The organism is Flavobacterium proteolyticum, assembly GCF_015223105.1.
GTDB classification, from domain to species: Bacteria; Bacteroidota; Bacteroidia; order Flavobacteriales; family Flavobacteriaceae; genus Flavobacterium; species Flavobacterium proteolyticum.
In genome coordinates this window covers 108,809-131,570 of the sequence record NZ_JADFTZ010000001.1, presented here as the reverse complement: position 1 = coordinate 131,570, position 22,762 = coordinate 108,809, and the positions used below count along the sequence as shown (strand labels likewise).

The 22,762-nt window shown below is 33.8% G+C and carries 12 protein-coding genes; 6 read left to right on the top strand and 6 right to left on the bottom strand.

Annotated elements, in window-relative coordinates:
• Positions 1-164 precede the first annotated feature (164 nt).
• Positions 165-6,179, bottom strand: coding sequence for a beta strand repeat-containing protein (locus tag IM755_RS00545; protein WP_194093138.1), 6,015 nt, complete (start codon positions 6,177-6,179; stop codon positions 165-167).
• Between the two features lie 801 nt (positions 6,180-6,980).
• Between IM755_RS00545 and IM755_RS00540 the strand changes: the two genes are divergently transcribed.
• Positions 6,981-8,798 (top strand): T9SS type A sorting domain-containing protein, encoded by a 1,818-nt coding sequence (locus IM755_RS00540; protein ID WP_194093137.1) that lies wholly within the window; start codon positions 6,981-6,983, stop codon positions 8,796-8,798.
• 636 nt (positions 8,799-9,434) lie between these two features.
• Here the strand turns inward: IM755_RS00540 and IM755_RS00535 are convergent.
• Entirely contained in the window at positions 9,435-11,504 is a 2,070-nt protein-coding gene (locus IM755_RS00535) for a T9SS sorting signal type C domain-containing protein (protein ID WP_194093136.1), read from the bottom strand.
• A gap of 500 nt (positions 11,505-12,004) precedes the next feature.
• On the opposite strand from IM755_RS00535, the gene IM755_RS00530 reads away from it, so the two are divergent.
• From IM755_RS00530 to hemL, 3 genes are read left to right on the top strand one after another with little or no spacing between them, the layout of a single operon-like run.
• Entirely contained in the window at positions 12,005-12,907 is a 903-nt protein-coding gene (locus IM755_RS00530) for a 1-aminocyclopropane-1-carboxylate deaminase/D-cysteine desulfhydrase (RefSeq protein WP_194093135.1), read from the top strand.
• Positions 12,894-13,787 (top strand): glucosaminidase domain-containing protein, encoded by an 894-nt coding sequence (locus IM755_RS00525; RefSeq protein WP_194093134.1) that lies wholly within the window; start codon positions 12,894-12,896, stop codon positions 13,785-13,787. Before IM755_RS00530 ends, IM755_RS00525 begins: the two co-directional genes overlap by 14 nt.
• Entirely contained in the window at positions 13,787-15,073 is a 1,287-nt protein-coding gene (gene hemL / locus IM755_RS00520; protein ID WP_194093133.1) for a glutamate-1-semialdehyde 2,1-aminomutase, read from the top strand. Before IM755_RS00525 ends, hemL begins: the two co-directional genes overlap by 1 nt.
• A gap of 31 nt (positions 15,074-15,104) precedes the next feature.
• Here the strand turns inward: hemL and IM755_RS00515 are convergent, their stop codons facing one another.
• The 3 genes from IM755_RS00515 to lysS form a co-directional block, all read right to left on the bottom strand.
• A complete protein-coding gene (locus IM755_RS00515; RefSeq protein WP_194093132.1) occupies positions 15,105-15,431 on the bottom strand; it encodes a hypothetical protein in 327 nt (108 codons plus the stop codon).
• 81 nt (positions 15,432-15,512) lie between these two features.
• Positions 15,513-15,944 carry a hypothetical protein gene (locus IM755_RS00510; RefSeq protein WP_194093131.1) on the bottom strand — a complete coding sequence of 144 codons (432 nt, stop codon included), beginning with the start codon at positions 15,942-15,944 and terminating at the stop codon, positions 15,513-15,515.
• Between the two features lie 118 nt (positions 15,945-16,062).
• Positions 16,063-17,760 carry a lysine--tRNA ligase gene (lysS, locus tag IM755_RS00505; protein ID WP_194093130.1) on the bottom strand — a complete coding sequence of 566 codons (1,698 nt, stop codon included), beginning with the start codon at positions 17,758-17,760 and terminating at the stop codon, positions 16,063-16,065.
• A gap of 247 nt (positions 17,761-18,007) precedes the next feature.
• On the opposite strand from lysS, the gene lipB reads away from it, so the two are divergent.
• Complete coding sequence (lipB, locus tag IM755_RS00500; RefSeq protein ID WP_194093129.1) at positions 18,008-18,703, top strand: lipoyl(octanoyl) transferase LipB; 696 nt, start codon at positions 18,008-18,010, stop codon at positions 18,701-18,703.
• On the opposite strand, the gene IM755_RS00495 is transcribed toward lipB, so the two are convergent.
• Complete coding sequence (locus IM755_RS00495) at positions 18,700-19,359, bottom strand: ribonuclease HII (RefSeq protein WP_194093128.1); 660 nt, start codon at positions 19,357-19,359, stop codon at positions 18,700-18,702. The two genes, lipB and IM755_RS00495, sit on opposite strands and share 4 nt — an antisense overlap.
• Before the next feature lie 198 nt (positions 19,360-19,557).
• Here IM755_RS00495 and IM755_RS00490 point away from each other — a divergent pair, with 198 nt between their 5' ends.
• Positions 19,558-22,752 (top strand): SusC/RagA family TonB-linked outer membrane protein, encoded by a 3,195-nt coding sequence (locus IM755_RS00490; RefSeq protein WP_194093127.1) that lies wholly within the window; start codon positions 19,558-19,560, stop codon positions 22,750-22,752.
• The last annotated feature ends 10 nt before the right edge of the window (positions 22,753-22,762 follow it).

Here is a 22,762-nt window from a genome sequence, read left to right as displayed (position 1 = left end):
TAAAATAAATATTTTGTTAAGAAATGTTTAATTTGTTAATAACTTTTAAGGCGTCTTTAGATTTAAATTGAACATACTGTTTTTTTATTCTTATTTTGTTGTTAATGACATAAAAAAAAGGCTAACAGTTAAGTTAGCCTTTTTTTAATTATCTTAGATTTTTGTTAAAAAATCACTTTGTAAGTTTTAGTAGCACCATTTTCTAATGTAACTTCAACTAATACTGGACTTTGTGTTTTTGCAATATTTCTTGTTGAGAAATTAGCCGCATTTACATTGTCAAATGATCCTAATACTCTTCCTAATAAATCATGAATACGTACTGATTTAATGGTTAGGTTTGCAGTGCTAACGTTAATACTTTCATTTGTGTAAACGGTTACAGCATTAGCTGTAAAATCTTCATTACTTAAAGTACTATTATTAAATTTCAATACGAAACGAGTTTCATTAGTTCCAGCTGTTCCTGTAAAAGTGTAAGGTGCAGCTCTTAAATCATGAGTAATACCTAAAACCGTATCTTCTAAATAAATATTTTGTGTGGTTGAATCAAATAATCCGTCTAATGCAGCAATTGCTAATGTGTAATTACCATTTTGTGGTATTGTAACTCCTAAATTTACTCTATCGTTGTTGTCAAATGGTAATGATCTTCCTTGAATTGATAAACCATTATTTTCTGCAACAGAATATATTTCAAAATTAGTTTTAACACCTACATTTATTGCATCATATAAATGGTCAATCCCATTTGTAGCTTCTGTTGTATATCCTACTAGAGATTTACTTTCAGCACCTTGTGGAGAAACTAGTTGCAACCAAATTCTATGTTTCTCGTTACCTCCTGCCCTAAAGAATTGATCATTTCTGTAAGTTCTACTTCTCATAGTATTATTAAATTCTACTGTGTTAGGAGTAGCAGCTGCATCTTGCATTAATACGAAGAAACCTTGTCCTGCAGGAATGAATCCGTCAAATCCTGGTTGTGTTCCTCCTAATGCATTATGAGTTATGTAATCAGCTACAGTATAATTCAATACATAATCTTGATAAAATGGATCTGCAGTTGCTGATGATGGTAAAGCTCCATGTGTCCAAATCTTAACAAACCCTGAAATCTTAGTAGAATTAGCTGCTAAGAAGGCATCCGCACTTACTGCTGATGGGAATGGATTACCAATTAAATTCCAGTTGTCATCATTTGCTGTTACTTGAGTGCTTGTTGGTCCTGTATAGTTAGCTCCGGTATAGGTACTTCTACTAATTGGTGTTGTAATAATACCGTTGTTAGGTACTCCGATAAAGTTTGCTTGATAAATTTGTTTTGTTGTCGTAAAGTTATCAGGTCCTCTAACAATGTAACCTTTACCAGTTGTCATGCTTTCACTTCCTGCAACCCAATTTCCAAACTGACTTGCATAAGCAGTAGCAGTTGTTGGAGCCCATTTGTAAATGAAACTTACTGGTGTTAAAGGCGAAATAGCACTTGAACTAAATCCTGCTACTGGTGATGACCAATATACATAATCTAATTTTCTAATATTTGTGTTACGTTGCATTCTAATGTTTCCAGTATTGGCAACGTTGTTTATTTGAATTAAACTTGATCCGTCTTCAATTAAGAATGTTCCAGAAGGTGCCACCTTAACATAATCGGTAATTGTTAATGTATTAATAGAATTTACTTCTAATACACCATCATCTTTTACCTCTAATGTTTTACCAAAACCATTGAATCCAGGTCCTATGATTTCTGATTTGTTTCCACTTGAAGATAAAATACTTGGTACAATTACACAACTGTTAGCATCTGGTACACCTACTGGTTCCCAGTTATTTGCGTTAGACCAATCGTTGTTTATGGTTCCTTTCCAAATTTTTGATTTATTTAAAATGGTGATATCTTGACTTGCTGTACAACCGTTAGATAAAACAGCTGTAGCAGTAAACGTATAACTACCCATTTCTAATTGCGCTAATGTTGGTTTAACATAAACATTAACTACAGGTGTTCCAGCAACGTATGGTACTGTTGCTCCAGCGTCTGTGTAAACATCTGGTAATGAAGCGCCACTCCATACAAAAGCAGTGTTTAAAGGTACTTCTCCAAAGATTTTAATATCGTCTACAGCAACACCGTCAGGTAACCATCCAGTTGCGCTTCCTAAGGAATGGTGTAAAATTCTAACTTTTAAGTTTGCTTGATTAATGTAAGCATTCAAGTTGTAGCTTAAATCCGAAAATTTAGTACCAATACCTGTATCAGATGTAAATTCTTGAAGGGTTGTCCAAGTCGTTCCACCATTAGTTGAAATTTGAATTCTTACATATTCATCTGCTGGAGTATTACCATCAGGGAAATATCTAGAATAGTAGAATTTCATTGTCATCGTTAAGTTCAAATAATTTGTTGAATTTAAGACTCCAGATTCTAATGAGTTTTCTACTAAAGTTGTTGGAGCTGTTCCTGAATCAGATGTTGCTAAAGCAAAATTATTCGGTGCTAAACCACTTGAGATAGCAGGTTTCCATGAAATACCAGCTGTAGGCACAAAGGTACTTGCTCTATTAGTCCATCTAGTATCAGCTTTAACGGCCGCTGAAGAAGGATCTGAATTTACATTTGTAAATGCACCTAGACCTCCACCTTCAAATCTTTCATATAGTAAATTGGTTAACTCTTTATCTCCACCTGCAGTTAAAGCAACAATGGCATCTTCTCCACATACATCTGGAGCAGATTGTGTAAATGTTAAAGTAGGAGTTGGGTTTACTCTTGCTACAACTGGTGTTCTTACAAATGACTCACAAGTGCCATTCCAAGCTGTGCAATAGTAAGTTGTTGTGGTTGCAATTGATGGAGTTTCAAATGTTCCACCGCTTGTTGAATTACCTAAATAAGTACCTCCTGTAAGAGCGTCATACCATCTGATTTCTGTTGTGCCAGCAGTTCCAGTGGCAATTAAATCTACTACACCAGAATTACAAACATCGCCATCTACGACAGATGTTATATTTGCATCACATTTTTGAATAACAGTAAATAAATAATCTTCTGCTTCTCCATATTGAGTAGATGCAAATCCACCAACAGTACCTGTGCTGAATAATTGACACGCATCAAAATTTAATCCGAAATATTCATCTGGATTTCCATTCATTGGGTTACCATCATTGTAAAAACTATTGAAAGTTCTTACTCTAATTCTATAGTCACCAGGTGTTGCACCTGTTGGAATTACAAAACCAAATGTGCTAGAAATACCTGCAGTAGGAGGTCCGTAAACCATCTCTGTTGCTTCATATGTACCATTTTTATTCCAATCAACCCATGCATGTAATCTTGCTCTACCTCCAATTGATTCAACAATTAAATTCACACCTTCTCCTTGAGCTTGTTGTGCTTTTGTTGCTAATCCTGTGAAATCTTGATAACCTGGTGTTGCATTTGAAAATGTACTTGTATTGTTTGTTTCTACTAAAGTTCCAATGAAAGCAACTCTACTGATGTATTTGTCATCATTTTGCCCCAATGTAGTAACAGGTGTACAATATGTTGGTGCTCCTGTACTAGTTGTAGCATTCCCAGTAAGTACTGTAGGGTTCGTATTGTATAAAGGTCCGCCCGAACATAATGCATTCAATGAATAGATATAGAAATAATATGTTGTGGAAGGGTTTAATCCTGTAGCTGTAAATGTAGTATTGCTATCAGTGTCAACTACAGTATTTCCAACACCAATACTTGATCCTATTGGATAAGTAGTGCCGTCCATGATTAATCCAGTTGGTGCAGTTCCTGTTGTATTCATTACTACAAGATAGTTTTGAGGTGCTGGAGATGCTGCTGTGAAACTACCGTTTAAAGCTGTTCCTGAAGGAGTTCCTGCAGTTAAAACTAAAGCGGTTGGTTGAGCGGTTGGTTCTGTACATGGAGGTGCTGCCAAAATGGTTACACTGTAATCTTCAACTTCACCATCTTGTCCATTTAAACATGGTGTAGCGGCTGCACTATAACGAGTTGAAACTCTCATACGAGTTACTCCTACGGCTGAATTTACAGGGATAAGAATAGGAAATGGGCAAGCAGAACTTAATCCGTTTGCGTTATTTGTTACACTTCCTAAATTGTATGCCTCTCCAGCGTCGTCAAAATCACCATCTCTGTTCCAGTCGAACCAAACCATTTGAACCATAGTAAAGTTTCCATCAGTATTAACATAAACGTTAATGTTGTGGGTTTGCCCTTGTGTAACAGTAGTGTTTTGAGTTGCTGTGTAATCGGTATAAGGAATTGTAGCAGTTGTTGCGGTTACATTATTAATTGTGTTAAACTGAACGCGTGTAATTCCGTCAGGAAAATTTGTATTCGGTACCGATGGGCAATATGTAAGTGATATATTCAATATGGCAGTAGTTGAATAAGTAGAGGTGCCACATGAATTAGTTGCACTTGCTTGGTATTGATACCCGTCCATTCCCATAGTAACTCCTGTAATGTTTAAGGTAGCGGTTGTTGCATTGCTATAAACACCACCGTTAGTTACTGTAGTCCAAGTAGCACCACCATTGGTACTCACTTGCCAAGTGTAACTAGTTGGAGAATTCGAACCTGCTACTGTAAAAGATGTATTGGCTCCAACTGCAACACTAACACTTGATGGGTTAGTTGTTATTGTTGGAGTTGTAATTATTGTTATTGGAGTTGAAACACTACAAGTGCCAATTGAATAAACTACTGTAGCTGAACCTGCAGTTACTCCAGTTACAACTCCTCCAGCTGAAACAGTTGCAGAACCTGTACCGTTAGTAATAGACCAAGTTCCTCCACCTATTGCATTTGTAAATGCAGGAGTTGTTGCGCCTGTACAAACTGTAGTTGCTCCACCGCCAATAGCGGTGGGAGTAGTATTTACATTAACATTGTATGTTGCGGGTACACATGAACCAATAGTGTATCTAACGGTTACGGTACCTGGGGTTAATCCAGTTAATATCCCTCCAGCGGTAATAGATGCAGTTCCAGTTCCAGCTACTACTGACCATGTGCCTCCAGCGTTTGGATTGGTAAAAGCAGGTGTTGAAGCACCAACGCAGACATTAGCTGCACCTCCAGCTATAGCGCCAGGAGTTTGTTGTACGGTTACTGCAAAAGTTGCGGGTGTACATGAACCAATAGTATATCGAACGGTTACTGAACCGGCAGTTAGTCCTGTTAAAACACCTCCAGCAGTAATAGAAGCAGTTCCTGTTCCGGCAACAACAGACCATGTTCCGCCTGCGTTAGGATTTGTAAATGCAGGTGTTGATACTCCAGTACAAACTGTAGCAGAACCTCCTCCAATTGCACCTGGTGTTTGTTGAATTGTTAAAGCTTGTGTAGCTGGTGTACAAGTGCCAATTGTATAAACAACGGTTACTGTTCCTGCTGTTAATCCTGTTACAACTCCACCAGCAGTTATACTGGCAGTTCCTGTTCCAGCAGTTATAGACCAAGTACCGCCTGGTATAGCATTTGTAAATGCAGGAGTTGAAGCTCCAGTACAAACTGTTGGGGCTCCACCACCAATGGCTGTTGGCGCTGTGTTTGAAGATGTTAAGGTACCAAAATTTGTAACGCCATTTGTTATACCTGTAATTGTACCAGTACCCGGCGAAAGAACTGTTCGTGTAATATTTCCAGAAGATGGAAGAGTTGTTCCTCTAAATTGAATTCCACTTATAGTAATTATGTCTAATCCATTTGTTCTATTACCTTCAGAACTATTGTAAGTTACTGTTATAGTTGTGGCTGTAACGGCTATTGAAATGTTGTCAATATCACCTGTAGTGCCATTCGGTGTTACTGTTCCTACTCCAGGATTAAATTGAAAATTAAGTGGTGCGGTAAGAATAAGGGTATAGTTCGCTCCACTTGTTGGCATAGAAATATTACCATTCGCTGCGCTTTCAGTAATTGTTATATTACCTAAAGTAACATAATCAGTTGGAAGTTTGCAACTGTTGGCTGTGCCATTGGCAGGAGTAACAGTAACTTGTCCAAACGCATCAGAAATCCCCAATAAGACAAACATAGCTAATAGCCATGTAAATGTTTTGCTTTTGCAAATTTTTTTAGCAACAGTTGTAGGTAAGGGGTTAGCCTGTGTTGCAAATGTCGTAAAGTAATTTTTTTTCATAAAATTATAAATTAAAATAAAACAATAGGCTCGGGGAAGCTTGTGTTTTGTAAGTATGTCTGTAAAATCATCTTATCTATTTTACATGTTTTTTACTCAAATTATCGAATTAGATTTTGTAAACTTAATTAAAAATATGTTAAAAAAAAAGAATAACTGTATCTTTTTTTGGAATAACTGTTTTGATATACAAATGTACATTTTATTTTTAAGCAACAAAATTTTTGTCGACAAATTGGTGTTTTATTTAGTTGAATTTTAGACAATTAGTTGTTTTGTTGCTTATTTTTAAAAAAAATACTTTTTTTTCTTCTTCAGTTTCTTTTTAATAATGATTTTGATGGGATTGGAAGTGATTATTAAGTAATGATAAAAAATATTTGTTATCATTTTTTTTATAAGTGTTTTAAAATCTGTATGTTAATTTAATAAGTAAGAAAAGTTTCTTTTTTAAGTTCTTTTTTAAATTCTTTTACAATTCAAAAACCTACTTCAATTATTTTACGTAAATAGAAAAAAGTGTTTTTGAAGAATTATCGATAAAATGTTTAAAATAATCGATAAAATGCAATTTTTAAATTAGTTATTTTTTGGTGTTTTACTGCTTTTTTTAAAAATTTAATTTTTTACATACGAGATTTCATTTTCTTAAAAAAAAATAAAATTACACTATTGGATTTGGATTTAGTAATAAAAAATTGGATGAAATGCACTTTAAATCGTTGTAAAGCAGAATTAAAAAAATAAAAATAAATAATAAATGCATATATTTGCACATGTAATATTCTAAACTCCAGTATTATGAAGAAAATTATACTTTCCGCTTTAGGTTTATTGGGTTCATTCACAGCGTTTTCACAAATGTATGTGAGTCCTAATAGTTATGTATTCGTGAACGATCAATTTGTTTTCGTAAAGCAAAATGTTAATTTGCAAAACAATGGTAATTTCTTTTTGAGAAATAATTCACAATTGTTGCAAGGAACTACTGGTGTGGGTGCCAATACTGGAGCTGGAAAGCTTTCTGTATTTCAAGAAGGTACTGTTAATAATTTTCAATACAATTATTGGTGTTCTCCAGTTGGAAATGCATCAGCTATTGTTGGTAATGAACCTTTTGGAATTACAATGTTACATCAACCTAATTCAGTAATGGGTAGTACTCCTGCTACAATTTTAGCTACTAACAACTACAATGGTACAGCTAGTCCATTAGCTATTGCTCCATATTGGATATGGCGTTTTGTAACTTCAAATGCTTATGCACAATGGGCATATGTGGGAAGTGCAACTGGAATTAACGCAGGTGAAGGGTTTACTATGAAGGGAACTTCTGGAACTGATGCTACAATTGCTCATGCAGTTGAAAATGTTCAAAATAATACTGGAAGCAAACAACGTTATGATTTTAGAGGTAAACCAAATGATGGAAATATGGCTGTAGCTGTCTCAGCTGGTAATTTTACTTTGGTAGGTAATCCTTATCCTAGTGCTATAGATTTAAATGCTTATTTATTAGATCCTGCTAATGCAGCTTTGATTAACGGTCAGGCTTATTACTGGGAGCAAGTAACGGTTAATACTCATACTTTAAATCAATATCAAGGAGGTTATGGAATTTATAATCCGGTTACTGGAATTTATACTCCTGCTGCTTTTTGGACGTATGACGGGTATGGTTCTCAAGGTGTTCCAGTAGGTTCTGGATCGGTATTTCAAAGAAGATTTTCTCCTATAGGTCAAGGTTTCATGGTAATGGGAACCGCTTCAGGAAATGTAACAATGAAAAATAATTTCCGTGTTTTTGTTAAAGAAGGTGTGGTAAATCAATCTCAATTTGCAAGAACAGAAACGGTTGATAATTCGGAATACTTCCCTGAAATTCCTAACGTGGCGGGTATTGATTACACACAAATTAAAAAAGGAACAGCTCCATACATCAGAATTCATGCTATGTATAATAATGGTGGCGTTCGTCCTACTACTATTGCCTTTTTAGATACGGCAACTGATGGTTTTGATTATGGTGCAGACGGTCGTTCTCCTTCAGGTGAAGCAGCAGAATTTTATTATATCTTACCAGATATGCCTCATGAATATGTGGCAACTGCGGTAAAATTTGATATAGATAAAAGAATTCCAGTAGGATTTAGATGTACGGCTCAAACCAATTTTAAATTACAAGTAAAAGATGTTGTTGATTTTGACGCCAATCAAAATGTATATTTACATGATAAAGTAACAGGTGTTTATTACGATATTAAAAATAATATTTTTGATATGACATTGCCTGCAGGAAATAATACAACACGTTTTGAAGTTACGTTTAAAAATACAGATGTGGTTTTAAATAATCCAAATGAGACTATAGAATCTTTCACAGTGTATCAAAACAATCAAAATGCAATGTTAACAATTTACAATACATTAAATAAAGATATTACTTCATTAATGATGTATGACGTAACAGGTAAAGTTGTAATTGAAAAGAAAAATCTTGGTACTGGAGATTCGTATGAATTTTCAACAGCAGGTTTAAGTGATGGTGTCTATGTTGTTAAAGCCAAAACGAAAGACAATTTAGATATGAGTAAAAAAGTTATTGTTTCAAGAAGATAATACTTTTAAATATACCATATAAAAAAGCAGCTAATCAAAGCTGCTTTTTTTGTTTCACCAATATCTCAAAAGTATTGTCTCCTCGAGTTCCAGATAGCTATCGGGATTTATGGCGTAGCAATTATCTTTTAAACGATTATAATTAAAAATATCTTGGAACATCTTGTGCCCTCGAGGGGGCTTTAGGGGTTTAGCAATTTCTATGTAAAAGATAACTAGTAAAAATATCTTAAAAAGTATTGTACTCTTGAGATCCCGATAGCTATCAGGATTTGGGGTGTAACAATTATCTTTTAAACGATTATAACTAAAAACATCTTGGAACATCTTGTAGCCTCGAAGGGGCTTTAGGGGTTTAGCTTAGCAATTTCTATGTAAAAGATATCTAGTAAAAATATCTTAAAAAGTATTGTACTCTTGAGATCCCGATAGCTATCAGGATTTGGGGTGTAACAATTGTCTTTTAAACGATTATAATCAAAAACATCTTAGAAGGTATTGTCCCTTCGAGGAGATTTTAGGGGTGTAACAATATTCAAGTGAAATACGAATAAACAAATACTTTTAAAAAAGCACACCATTTAAAACAAAAAAAAAACCGCCTATTTTGGCGGTTTTCATTTATTATTACAGGTGCTAATAAATTATTTTTTTAGAGATTTTAATGTTGTTATCTAAAATCACCTGAATTACTAAAGGAGAATTAGATTTTAAGATTTGACTCTCACGATACTTATTTGAATTTACTTTTGAGTTGTGAAAAATTAATCGTCCCAATGTATCATAAACTAATACCTCTTTAATAACCTCATTAGATTCGATGTTAATCGCATCATTAGCATAAACTACCGTATTGTCTATTGTGAAATCATTGTTGCCTAAAGTTTCATTTGAAAATTTCAAAATAAAACGATTGTTGTAATTTCCAGCTTCAGTTGTAAAAGAATAAGGTGATTCTTTTAAATTGTGAGTAATTCCTAATTGTAAGTCTTGAATATAAATAGCTTGGTCTGTTTCAAATAAACCATCAACAGCAGTTAATCCAAAGGTATAAATACCCGTTTGGTCTGCGCTAAATCCTAATGGAATTTCATCTTGTGAAGTAAAAGGTAATGCTCTACCTTGAATAGTAAAAAACTGACCTTCAACAACACTATACAATTCAAAATCAGATTTTAATTTAGTTTCAGCGTCAAATATACGATCAACACCATTAGTAGCATCACTTACATAACCAATTAACATGCTACTTGCCACTTGAGTTGGATGTACTAAGTTCAACCAAATTCTATGCTTTTCAGTTGTTTCATCAGTATTTGATGCTTCACTATTTCTAAAGAATTGATTGTTTGCAACCGTAGTTCCACGCATATTATTTGTAAAAGTAGCATTTCCTGAAGTTGAAGGAGAATTATCTCTCATCTTAACAAAGAAGCCTTGACCTGCACCAACTACACTAAGAGCACCCGGACGTGAAGTTCCTGTACCATTGATAGCTAAATAATCAGATGATGAATAATTATAAACAAAACTCCCATAAAATGGATTCTGATTAGAATTGCTTATTGGAGTACTGTGCATCCATACTCTAACAAATCCATCAAGGTCAGTATTAGCAGTTAAAAATTTAACAGCATCAATTGCAGATGGATAGGGATTACCTATCAAATTCCAATTATCATCATCGTTTGTTACTTTATTACCTCCGTTAAAATAGTTAGCCCCGCTGTAAGTACCTCTTGCAATTGGAGTTAAAATAGTACCATTATTTGCCTTTCCTGTAAAGATAGCGGTAAAATTTTGTGGAACTGTAATGTCAAAGTTATTTGGACCTCTTACAATATATCCTTTTCCTTTTGCCATTATTTCATTAGAAGCGCCTGACCAATTTCCAAATCCATTAAAATTTGTTGTAATAGTTGGAATCCATTTATATATCAAACTAGAATTTGGAGAAACATTTGAAACATTAAAACTTTCAACTGGCGATGACCAATATACATAATCCATTTTGGTAATAGAAGTAGTTCTTTTCATGGTTATGTTACCAATATTCGCTACGTCGTCAATTTGTATTAAACTGGAAGCATTTTCTAAAGTAAAGTTAGCAGTAGATGCAACCTCAATTTTTCCTTTTACTCTTGCGATACCAGAACTATTGATATTTAATGAGCCGGTATTAGAAATAGTAATCGATTTAGCCACAGCATTGTTTGTAGTAATGATACAAGCAACCGTATTATTTATTAAAACGTCACAATTAATAGTGGGTACACCTGAAGGAGTCCAGTTGTTGGCTACATTCCAATTGGTGCTTGCTGAACCATTCCAAGTTTTGATACAAGTAAGAGGAACACAATCGTAGTTTCTAGTTACAGAAATGGTTGGGTTGTTTTGAATAGCACCTCTAACGCAATAAGTAGAATTAGTAGAACAAGTTATTATAGAACCACTACCATTCAAATTACCATAAACAATTAAATTTACGTTTCTTAATTCAAGTGTTCTGCCATTCAAGTTTAAGTCACCATTAATAATAATAGTTTGAGAAGCACCATTTCCGCAATTTCCAGATCCTAGTCCGCTAAATGCAGTTGGAAATGAAGTATTACCAGTTAGTGAATAGCTTCCGTTGAAAGTATAAGGGTTTTGTGAAAATAAAAATAAGGGGAAAATGATTGAGAGTAGTAAAGTAATTTTTTTCATAATTTAATAGAGAGTTCTTTTTTATATACAGTTATTCCGAAAATCTATACAGTTATTCCGAATTTGATGCAAAGATAAAGCGCTGATTATTAAATGCTATGCTTGCATAATAGGTTTTTCTTATAGCTATATAATTGAAAGAAAGTATATTTAATAATGTATTGAAAATCAGATACTTGATTTTTTTGTTGATTTTGTGAGATATTTCGTCTTTTAGCAGTTTTTCTTTCTTTATTTTTAATTTAAGTTGCATTTTTTTATATTTTATTAATTTTAATTTGTAAAAAAGCTAGTTTTTTGATAAAAATAACGTAAAATTCGGTTTTAAATAAAAAAGTGTTAATGAATTGTTATAAAATCATTTATTTTCTGTGAAAAGAATAATTTTGAACATCAAATTCAAAGTGTTTTTGATGTTAATTTTACCTTTTTAAATTCGAAAGAGTTGTATGAGGAAATAAAATGAATTCATATAAACTATTTTTTCCGTACTTTGTAGAGTGATTCAAGAAATAAAGCAACAATTTCCTAATAACATTCAGCTCTTTATTAAAAGAGAGGATTTGTTGCATCCAATTATTTCGGGAAACAAATTCAGAAAGTTAAAATACAATATCCAAGAAGCAAAACGATTAGGGCATACAACCTTGTTGACTTTTGGCGGTGCTTTTTCCAATCACATTTTAGCTGTTGCAGGAGCAGGTGCAGAATTTGGATTTAAAACAATCGGGATTATTCGTGGAGAAGAACTCGAAAATAAAATTCATGAAAATCCTACGCTAGCCAAAGCACAAGAATTAGGCATGCAGTTCCATTTCGTAAGCCGAACCGCTTATCGAGATAAAGAATCCAGTTCTTTTATTTCCTTCTTGTGTGAAAAATTTGGTAATTTTTATTTGGTGCCTGAAGGAGGAACTAATGATTTAGCTATAAAAGGCTGTGAGGAAATATTAACTTCCGAAGAAAAATCGTATTTTACGCATATTGCTTGCGCTGTTGGAACAGGAGGGACGATTTCAGGTTTGATTAATTCTTCAACCGAAGAACAGCAATTAATTGGATTTTCTTCGTTAAAAGGTGCATTTTTATCTGAGGTAATTCGTAATTTTGTAGTGAAAACGAATTGGAGTATTAGTGATGCCTATCATTTTGGAGGATATGGTAAAGTAAATGACGAATTAATTCAGTTTTTAAATTCGTTTTACACTCAAACTTCAATTCCATTAGATCCTGTATATACGGGTAAGATGGTTTTCGGAATTTTGGATTGGATTGAGAAAGGATATTTTCCGCCCAATGCTAAAATTCTAATAATTCACACCGGTGGATTACAGGGAATTAAAGGCATGAATTTTGCTCTAAAAAATAAGAATAAAGAAATATTGCAATATGATAAAGACTAAATTAGCTCTTTTTTTACTAGCGCTTTTAGTAGTAAGTTGTACTAGTTCGCGCCCTGTGGTTAGAACAACATCAAAGCCTAAAGTTACCACTAAAAAACAGCCAGTATCTCAAACAAAAACAAAAACAACTACAGCTAAAAAACCAGTTGTGACAACTTCATCAACTAAGTCGGAATCAACAGAATCGAAGCAAAAAATTGACTCAGAAGTTACTTTGGTAGCAACTTCTAATATAAAAACCTACGCTGAGGAGATTCAAATTTATGTTGATAATTTCAAGGAAATTGCTCAAAATAACATGCGAGCTCACGGAATTCCTGCGAGTATTACATTGGCTCAAGGTATTCTGGAATCAGGCGCTGGTAAAGGAAAATTAGCTTTAAGCGCCAATAATCACTTCGGAATAAAATGCCATAAAGAGTGGACAGGGGAAAGTGTAAAACACGACGACGATTCAGCTCAAGAATGTTTTAGAAAATACGAACATCCATCAGAATCGTATCGCGATCATTCATTGTTTTTAACTTCACGACCAAGATATTCCAGTTTATTCAAATTAGACAAAGGCGATTATGAATCTTGGGCAAAAGGATTAAAAGCGGCAGGTTATGCAACTGACGTAAAATACCCAGAGAAATTAATTGGCTTAATAGAACGTTTTGAATTGTACAAATACGATAACGAAGTCCTGAGTCGCGATTTTAAACCAGTTAAAAAAGAAGTTATTGTAGCGCAAGGTGGTGATTACTATACCATTCAACAAGGCGACACGTTATACTCACTGTCAAAAAGATTTAATCTTACGGTGGATGACTTAAAAAAATTAAACAACATGTCTGACAATGCCATTTCCATAGGGCAACAAATCAAAATAAAATAATGTTATATAAAAGAAGTAGTGAATTATTTGTTGAAGCTAACAAAGTAATTCCGGGTGGAGTAAATTCTCCAGTTAGAGCATTTAAAGGAGTGGGAGGTACTCCTATTTTTGTGAAAGAAGCAAAAGGAGCTTATTTATATGATGAAGACGGTAATCGTTTAATCGATTATATTAATTCATGGGGGCCTATGATTTTAGGGCATGCTTATGAACCAGTAGTGAATGCCGTTATCGAAAAAGCTAAAAAAGGAACTTCCTTTGGAATGCCAACAGAGTTAGAAACTCAAATTGCTCAGTTGGCAGTTTCTATGGTGCCAAATATCGATAAGATTCGTTTTGTGAATTCAGGTACAGAAGCTTGTATGAGCGCTATTCGCTTGGCAAGAGGTTATACGAAAAGAGATAAAATTATCAAATTTTCTGGTTGTTATCACGGACATTCGGATTCGTTTTTAATTGCAGCAGGAAGTGGTTTGAGCACGTTTGGTGTGCCAAATTCTCCGGGTGTAACAGAAGGAACAGCAAAAGATACATTGTTGGCTTCTTACAACGATATTGATAATGTAAAAGCGCTTTTCGAAGCGAATAAAAATGAAATAGCATCAGTTATAATCGAACCTGTAGCAGGAAATATGGGATGCATTCCGCCAGCAAAAGGGTTTTTAGAAGCACTAAGAGCTGTTTGTACTGAAAATGGAGCCTTGCTTATTTTTGATGAAGTAATGACCGGATTTCGTTTAGCAAAAGGAGGAGCTCAAGAATTATTCGGAATTCAAGCGGATATTGTTTGCTTCGGAAAAGTTATTGGTGGAGGATTGCCTGTTGGAGCCTTTGCAGCTAGAGAAGAAATTATGAATTATTTAGCACCGTTAGGACCAGTTTATCAAGCTGGAACCTTGTCAGGAAATCCATTAGCTATGGCTGCCGGATTAGAAATGTTGAAAGCATTGAATGCTGATGCTGACATTTTTAAACGTTTAGAGGAGAAAACAGCTTACTTAGAAAAGGGAATCCGAAAAGTGTTAACGGATGCTAATGTTGTATTTACCATCAACAGAGTAGGTTCTATGATATCGGTTCATTTTGATGCTAATCCTGTTTTTGATTTTGCTACTGCTAAAAATGGAGATAATGAGACGTTTAAAAAATTCTTTCATGGGTTATTAAAACGAGGAGTTTATATTGCACCATCAGCTTATGAAACCTGGTTTATTACGGATGCATTAGCGTATGAAGATATAGATTTTACAATTAATGCAATAGCAGAAACAGCAAGAGAGTTGTAAAAAAATGTCCCGATAAAATCGGGACATTTTTTTATTTGATTAAATTTTCGTAAAGTTTCTTGTTATTCTTTAACTTTTTTAACTGTGCAGGAGAAAGTGATCCTTCAATTTTACTTTTCATAGTTTCGTAAACTTTATTTCTTTCTTTATCTGAAGTGGCTTTTGCTAAAGTTTCATGTTTGTAAATTAACAAACTATACATTCCGTTTTCTAAGTTACTTTCTAAAGGAATCTCTTTCACTAATTCATTTAATTCTAACTTTGCTGCCATTTTAGGATCATTTGATTTTTGATCTTGAGCAAAAGATAAAGTGCTAAACGTAAAGAATAATACTAGAGAAAAGAATATTTTTTTCATAATTAATTACAGTTGATTTTTTTTGGTTTGTCAAATCTAAATTAAATTTGAGATTAAAACAAAATATTTCATCAAAAATAATTAATTACCTCTGCGTTCATTTACTCTTTTTTGCATTTTTTCTTTTGCTTTTGCTGTTTTTTCATCGTGGTTTTCTTCCCATTTTTTATATTGCTCTGGCTTTAAGATTTTTTTCATTTTGGCTTTCATTTCAATTTGATTGTCTAACATCTCATTTTTCATTTCAAATCTTTCGTCAGCAGATGGTTTTTCACCTTTTTCTCTTTTAGCTTTCATTTCGGCCATTTTGGCTTCTCTTTTTTTCGCTTGCTCTAACAAAATGGTTTTTACCTCTTTTTGTTGTTGTGCATCTAAATCTAAATCTAGAGTCATTTTCTTAACATGAAGTTCGGTTTGCTGTTCAGGAGTTAACTTTTCTCTTCCCTGTTTTCTGTCTTGTGCAAATGTTAATGTTGTCATCACTAAAGCAATTGCTAAAATTAATTTTTTCATCTTTTCGTTTTTTTAATTGTTTGATGATAAGACGTTCAGAACATCAAAAGGTTTAATTAGGGAATAAAAAAAAGCGAAACTTTTAAAGAGTTTCGCTTTGAAATTTAGTTGTTTGAAGTTATTTTCCTAAGTATTCGGCAATTTTATTTTCGCCATCTACTGTAATCTTCATTAAGCCATGTTTGCTGATGCCTTTACTAGCAGCATCCCATTTTTTACCGCTTAATTCAGATTTTATTTTTAAATCACCTATTGAAATTCCTTCGTTAGCTTTTAAAATTTCGATGATATGTTTTTCGTCTTCTGTTAATTCTGGACCTTTTTTCTCTGGACGCATTTGAGGGAAGAACAACACTTCTTGAATCGATTGATTATTCGTTAAGAACATGATTAAACGGTCCATTCCAATTCCTAAACCAGAAGTTGGCGGCATTCCGTATTCTAAAGCTCTCAAGAAATCTTCATCGATAATTCCGTTAGCTTCGTCATCGCCTTTTTCAGCTAAAGCCATTTGGTTTTCAAAACGCTCTCTTTGGTCAATTGGGTCATTTAATTCGGAATACGCATTGGCGATTTCTTTTCCACAAACCATCAACTCAAAACGCTCCGTTAATTCAGGATTATCTCTGTGCGATTTACATAAAGGCGACATTTCTTTTGGATAATCGGTAATAAAAGTTGGTTGAATGAAGTTACCTTCGCATTTCTCTCCAAAAATTTCATCAATTAATTTTCCTTTACCCATAGTGTCGTTCACTTCGATTCCCATAGATTTTGCAGCTTCGCGCAATTCATCTTCCGATTTTCCAGTAATGTCAAAACCTGTGAATTGTTTGATAGCATCGGTCATGGTTACTCTTGCATAAGGCGCTTTGAAGTTTACTTTGTGTTCGCCAAAAGTAGCTTCTGTAGTTCCATTTACTTGTAAAGCACAATATTCTAATAAATTTTCGGTCATTTCCATCATCCAGTTGTAGTCTTTGTAAGCTACATAAATTTCCATTGCGGTAAATTCTGGATTGTGGGTTCTGTCCATTCCTTCGTTGCGGAAGTTTTTCGAAAATTCGTAAACACCGTCAAATCCACCAACGATTAATCTTTTTAGATATAATTCGTTAGCAATTCTCATGTATAATGGAATATCCAAACTGTTATGATGTGTAATAAACGGACGCGCAGCCGCTCCACCAGGAATCGATTGTAAAACTGGAGTTTCTACTTCCATATAGCCAGCTTCGTTGAAAAATGTTCTCATTGCAGTGAACAATTTTGTTCTCTTCATAAAAACTTCTTTTACTTGTGGATTTACTACTAAATCCACGTAACGCATACGGTATCTCAATTCAGGATCTGTAAAAGCATCATACACTTTTCCAGTTTCATCTGTTTTTGGTAATGGAAGCGGTTTTAAAGTTTTACTTAATATTTTAAAATCGGTTACATTAACGCATTGAGCGCCTACTTTTGTAGTAAAAAGTTCTCCTTCAACGCCTATAAAGTCACCTAAATCTGTTAGTTTTCTAAAAACTTGATTGTAAAGAGTTTTGTCCTCGCCAGTACAAATAACATCTCTATTAAAATACAACTGCATTCTGCCTTCACTATCTTGTAATTCAGCAAAAGCAGCTTTTCCTTGATCACGAACACTCATTAAACGTCCAGCCAAAATAACCTTCTTACCTTCTTCAAAATTTTCCTTCACTTGCTTTGAAGTGTGATTCACCGGAAATAAATCCGCTGGATAGGGGTTAATTCCAAGTTCGCGTAAAGCGTTTAATTTGTCTCTTCTAATGATTTCTTGTTCCGAAAGTTGCATAGTATTGTATTTAAGCGTGCAAAGATAATTTATTTTGTTTCAAGTTTCAAGTTCAAAGTTTAATGTTTTTTGAAGCAAGTGGTTCGGGCTTTTTTGGTTTCCATGTTCCTGCCATCCGTTATATCTTTTTATTTGTTGCCTGAAGTTTTCAAAGGCAACAAATAAAAAGGATGTCACTCCTGTCAGGGCTAATTAATAAACTATTTGTATCTTTGCGAAACTTTTTCAAAACACAATTTCGGTTATCATGAATAAAAAAGTCCAACTTCAAGATTTAGGAAATAAAGATTACAAAGACACTTGGGATTTTCAAGAAGAATTATTCAAGGAAATTGTGGACATCAAAGTTCAAAATAGGAGAGAGGAAACTGCAATTGCTACGCCAAACTATTTTTTATATGTAGAACATCCACATGTTTATACCTTAGGAAAAAGCGGTGATATTTCAAACTTATTACTTTCCGAAAAACAATTAGAAGCAAAAGGTGCAACTTTCCATAAAATCAATAGAGGAGGAGATATTACCTATCACGGACCAGGACAAATCGTTGGTTATCCAATTCTAGATTTAGAAAATTTTTTTACAGATATTCATAAATACTTACGATTCTTAGAGGAAGCGATTATTCTAACATTAGCAGAATATGGTTTACACGGAACCAGAAGCGAAGGCGAAACCGGAGTTTGGTTTGATGTAGGAACACCATTTGCAAGAAAAATTTGTGCTATGGGAGTGCGAGCATCACGTTGGGTAACCATGCACGGTTTCGCTCTAAACGTAAATGCTGATTTAGGATACTTCGACAATATTATTCCGTGTGGAATAAAAGGAAAAGCGGTTACTTCAATGCATGTTGAATTAAATAGAAATTTAGATGAGCAAGAAGTGAAAGAAAAAATTCTTAAACATTTTCAAAATTTATTTGAAGCGGAGATTGTTTAAAATTCTAAAGTTAATTGTTCAGGTAGTAATCGAAAACTCATTCGGTGATATTTACACGGTCCGTATTTCTTAATCGCTTCTCTGTGGTCTTTTGTTGGATAGCCTTTGTTTTTTTTCCAATTGTACATTGGAAACTCTTCATGAATCTTATCCATGTATTTATCTCGATAGGTTTTAGCTAAAACAGATGCAGCGGCAATACTTAAATATTTACTATCACCTTTAATAATACTAGTGTTTGGTATTGATTTTAAAAGTTCGATTTCGTCTGTAGTAAAAATTTTCCCAGTTTTCTGTTTCATGCCTAATTTTCCATTCAAAGGGCGATTTCCATCTACTATTATGTACTCTGGTTTTTGATTTAATTTTAAAACAGATTCTTGCATTGCTTTCATTGAAGCATTTAATATGTTTATTTCATCAATTTCATTTGGAAAAATATGAGTAACGGCAAAGGAAGTTGCTTTTTCTTCAATTACTGGTTTTAGTTTTTCTCTGATTTTCTCTGAGAGTTGTTTGGAGTCGTTAAGAAGGTTTAGTTCAAAATTATTTGGAAGTAATATTGCGGCTGCGGTTACGGGTCCGGCTAAACATCCTCTTCCTGCTTCATCTGTTCCGCATTCTAATATTAAATTACTGTAACTTTTACTTAACATTCTTTTTTTTGACAAAAATATAATTTTATACGCAACCTTTTTGCGATATTTTCATCTTTAGTATGAGAATGTTCCGTAAAATGTTTTTTTAAAACTAAAACTTTAACATAAATAAATTAGTAATATTCCGAAGTATTATTTGTTTATTTAAGAAATAATTAAGAAGTTTGCGGAATAACTAACTCAAATAAATTTAATATGAGATCGAAGTTTAAATGGATTTTTACGCTTTTAGTAGCGTTTACGATGCAGTTTTCGTTCGCGCAAGACAAAACTGTTACAGGTGTAGTTTCAGATGAACTAGGACCTATTGTTGGTGCTAACGTGCTTGTTCAAGGAACAACTCGCGGTACTACAACTGATTTTGATGGTAAATATACTATCAAAGCAAAACAAGGAGAGGTGTTAGTAATTTCTTACACTGGTAAAAAAACCATGACGGTGGCAATTGGAGCAGCAAGCTCTTACGATGTGTCTTTAAAAGATGACGTTGTTGAGGGTAAAGTTGTGGAGATTGTTGGTGCTATGGGTATCAAGAGAACAAAAGATCAAGTTGTCTCTGCTCAAAAACAAATTGGTGCTGCTGAGTTAACTCAAGCATCTAACCCAAATGCGGTTCAGTCTTTAACAGGTAAGGTTTCAGGACTTCAAATTAGTACAGTTAGTAATGGTGTAACGCCAACAACAAGAATTGTATTAAGAGGTAATCGTTCTGTTTCTGGTGATAACCAAGCTTTAGTTGTTATTGACAATGCAATTTCTAGTGCTACTGTATTAGGTCAATTGCCTCCAGATGTTATTGAGAGTGTGAACGTTATTAAAGGGGCTCAAGGAGCTGCTTTGTACGGTTCTCAAGGGGTTAACGGGGTAATTATTGTTACTACTAAAAGAGGTTCAAAAGAAGAGAAATTTACCTTTGGTGTTACTTCTTCAATTGATTTCGAAAGTGTAAACTTTGTACCAGAAAGACAAACTCAATATGGTCAAGGTTGGGCTACAGATCCTGGTTTTGATGATGGTTCTGGTCTTATTGCTACTTTCGTTCCATGGGAAAATGGTTCGTGGGGTCCTGCTTTTAATGATCCAAACATGCCAGCAATTGTTCCTGTTGGATTACCACAAGCTGATGGTAACTTCTTGTTCACAGAATGGAAGCCTATTAAAGATAACATTAAGCAATTTTTCCAAACAGGAACAATTATGCAAAATGGTTTCAACTTTAGTGTAGGTGGTGAAGATTCTTATGCTTTCTTATCTGCAAACAGACAAAATACTGATTTCGTTGTTGATGGAGATATGTTAGTTAGAAACTCATTCTTATTTAGAGCTGGTAAAAAAGTTGGTAAATTCAAAATTGACGGTAACGTAAATTATATCACTCAAAGAGCTTCTCAAACAGATTCAAATTTGTTTGATGATTTGATTCAAACAGCTTCTAACGTTCCAGTTAGCAGATTTAGAAATTCAGGTAATGAAGGTCACTGGACAGTTTATGCTCAAAACCCTTATTGGATTACTAAAGCTAAGAGAAACGATAGTCGTTCTGACTTTATGAATGGTATTGCTGCTTTAAACTATGAGTTTAACAAAAACTTCAATGTAAGTTATACAGCAAACATTCAAATGAGAAATACTGAAGGTCAATCTCATGAAGATGCTTTTAATAATATCTTCCAAGAGTTTAGTATAGCTCCTTATACGTATTATGGTAGTGATGTTGAAACAATTGAAGCTTTAGCTGGTGCAAGTGCAGCAACTCCATCTTCTTATTTTGCAAGTCAATCTACATCAAGAAATTTCTATGGAGATTTATTATTTAACTTTAACTACGACTTAACTAAAGATTTAAACTTGAAATTCAATATTGGTAATAACATCCAAGATAGAATGTCAAGAACTACATCTCAAGGTGGTCTTAACTTAGAAATTCCTGGATTCTACCATATTTCTAACGTGTTAAATCCTTCAAACCCTTCAACTTTAGATAACAGATATACTCGTTCTAGAATTGTTGCTGGTTTTGCGAATTTTGATTTTGATTACAAAGGATATTTATTCTTAAATGTTACTGGTAGAGCTGAACAATATTCTACTGTTGCAGATCCATATTTCTATCCTTCAGTTGGTTTATCTTTTATCCCAACAAAAGCATTTGATATTAAAGGAAAAGTATTAAATTATATGAAATTAAACGCTTCTTACACTTCTGTTGGTAATGCTTCAGCTGTAGCTGCTTATGCAACTGATGTAATTGGTGTTACTCCTGCTGGTTTCCCTTATGGAAATTTATCAGCTTATGGTTATAATGCTTCACCAACTGCTCCTGGTATCAAACCTGAGTACGTTAATACGTTAGAGGTTGGTGCTCAATTTGGTTTCTTTAATGATAGAGTTACTTTAGAAGCTTCTGTTTACAAAGCAGATACTAAAGATTTGATTTCTAATGCTACAGCTTCTTCTGCTTCAGGAAATGCTTCTTTAAGAGATAATATTGGTGATTTAGAAAACAAAGGTTTTGAAATTGATTTAGGTTTAATCCCAGTTAAAACTCAAAACTTCAAATGGACAGTTAACTCTAACTTCGCAGCTTACAAAACTAAAATTACTGCTTTAAGAGGTGGTGCTACAAGTATCAACTTATTAAGTGGTGCATCTGTAGGTATTTTTGCTGAAGTAGGTGAAGAGTTCCCTTTAATTAAAGGTACTAAATTTGTTAGAGATGATTTTGGTAACATTATCGTTAATGCAAACGGTACACCTCAAAGAACTTCAACTTTTGAAAAACTTGGAAAAGGTGTTCCAGATTATATCGTAGGTTTAACTAACTCATTTGAATTTAAAGGTTTCAAATTAACTGCAGTTGCTGATTACCGTAATGGTGCTTCAACTTATTCAGAAGCAAGAAACTTATTATTATTCACTGGAGGTGCAGTAGATACTGCTGGATTTGATAGAACTAATGGTTATGTAGTTCCTAATTCTGTAGTGTTTGACCCAGTAACTAGTACTTATGTACCAAATACTACTCCTGCATTTACTCCTGATACAGCTGGTGTTTTAAATTATTTTACTACAAACTATAGAGCTGTTGGTGAATCAAGTGTTATTGATGCTGCTGCTTTAAAAATTAGAGAATTATCGTTAAGTTATTCTTTACCTAAAAAATTAATTGAAAATACTGGTTTAACTTCTATGCGTTTTGGTATTAATGCAAGAAATCCATTCGTTTTCTTAGCTGATGGAAGCTTGTTAAAAGCTAAAAATGGTATTGAAAACCGTGGTTACGTTGATCCTGAAGCTTCTATCACAGGTGGTAATGCTCAAGGTTATTCTAACATTGGTCAGTATCCAACAACTAGAACCTTTGGTGCTAGTCTTAATTTAACATTTTAAAAAATAATGT

Excerpts from the sequence above, each read along its gene's own strand:
- lipB (WP_194093129.1), top strand. The coding sequence starts at position 18,008 with ATGAATAAAAAAGTCCAACTTCAAGATTTAGGAAATAAAGATTACAAA.
- IM755_RS00525 (WP_194093134.1), top strand. The coding sequence starts at position 12,894 with ATGATAAAGACTAAATTAGCTCTTTTTTTACTAGCGCTTTTAGTAGTA.
- IM755_RS00510 (WP_194093131.1), bottom strand. The coding sequence starts at position 15,944 with ATGAAAAAATTAATTTTAGCAATTGCTTTAGTGATGACAACATTAACA.
- IM755_RS00535 (WP_194093136.1), bottom strand. The coding sequence starts at position 11,504 with ATGAAAAAAATTACTTTACTACTCTCAATCATTTTCCCCTTATTTTTA.
- IM755_RS00495 (WP_194093128.1), bottom strand. The coding sequence starts at position 19,359 with ATGTTAAGTAAAAGTTACAGTAATTTAATATTAGAATGCGGAACAGAT.
- IM755_RS00540 (WP_194093137.1), top strand. The coding sequence starts at position 6,981 with ATGAAGAAAATTATACTTTCCGCTTTAGGTTTATTGGGTTCATTCACA.
- IM755_RS00490 (WP_194093127.1), top strand. The coding sequence starts at position 19,558 with ATGAGATCGAAGTTTAAATGGATTTTTACGCTTTTAGTAGCGTTTACG.
- IM755_RS00515 (WP_194093132.1), bottom strand. The coding sequence starts at position 15,431 with ATGAAAAAAATATTCTTTTCTCTAGTATTATTCTTTACGTTTAGCACT.
- lysS (WP_194093130.1), bottom strand. The coding sequence starts at position 17,760 with ATGCAACTTTCGGAACAAGAAATCATTAGAAGAGACAAATTAAACGCT.
- IM755_RS00545 (WP_194093138.1), bottom strand. The coding sequence starts at position 6,179 with ATGAAAAAAAATTACTTTACGACATTTGCAACACAGGCTAACCCCTTA.
- hemL (WP_194093133.1), top strand. The coding sequence starts at position 13,787 with ATGTTATATAAAAGAAGTAGTGAATTATTTGTTGAAGCTAACAAAGTA.